Annotated in this window: 2 protein-coding genes; both read left to right on the plus strand. The window is 69.5% G+C overall.

All coding sequences use genetic code 11. The annotated features are described in order from the left end of the window. The coding region (locus tag AC1D01_RS36840) for a helix-turn-helix domain-containing protein (RefSeq protein ID WP_477874780.1) at nucleotides 1-335 on the plus strand (335 nt) is incomplete at its 5' end. After that, the coding region (locus AC1D01_RS36845; protein ID WP_477874782.1) for a HipA N-terminal domain-containing protein at nucleotides 332-861 on the plus strand (530 nt) is incomplete at its 3' end. The genes AC1D01_RS36840 and AC1D01_RS36845, both read left to right, overlap by 4 nt.

Here is an 861-nt window from a genome sequence, read left to right on the forward strand (position 1 = left end):
AAATTTGTCTCATGGTCGACATCAAGCTTGCCACGCCAGACGAACTCGTCCGCGAGCTCGGCAGCCGGTTGCGCGCCCAGCGCCTCGCGTCGCGCATCACCCAGCAGGAGCTGGCGCTGCGTGCCGGCGTCGCGCTCGGTGCGATCAAGAAGCTGGAGTCCGATGGCCACACCACGCTGCAGACCTTCGTGCGGGTGGTGCAGGCGCTCTCGCTGACGAGCGACCTCGAGAACGTTCTCGTGCTCAAGCCACACATCAGCATCGCCGAGATGGAGCGCGCTTCCGCGGCTCCGCGCCAGCGGGCGCGCCGCCCTGCCGGCATGGCACCACGATGAAGAAACTCGACGTCCTGTTCCGCGGCTGGGGCCAGGATTGGTTGCTGGGCCGCCTGGCCGACAACGGCGCGCAGCTGCTGTTCGAGTACTCGCCCGAGGCACTGCGCCGCGGCGTCGAGTTCTCGGCGATGCAATTGCCGCTGCGCCCCGAGGCCTACGGCGGCTTCCCGGCCTTCCAGTCGAACCTGCCCGGCCTGCTGGCCGATGCGTTGCCCGACGGCTGGGGCCTGCTGCTGATGGACAAGCTCTTCCTGAAGAACGGGCGTGATCCGGCGCGCCTGTCGCCGCTCGATCGGCTGGCCTTCATCGGCGAGCGCGCGATGGGAGCCTGGGCGTTTCGCCCGGCCGACGACTGGGCCCTGGCCGACGAGCATCTCTCGCTGCTGCAGCTCGCCACCGCCGCGCAGGCGGTCGTCGAGGGTGGTGATGTGGACGCCCTGAACACGCTGGTGATGATGGGCGGGTCGCCGCAAGGCGCGCGGCCGAAGGTGCTGGTGAACTTCGACCCCGACACGCGCCGGGTCAG

Source organism: Rhizobacter sp. P3_B12, from assembly GCF_056402895.1.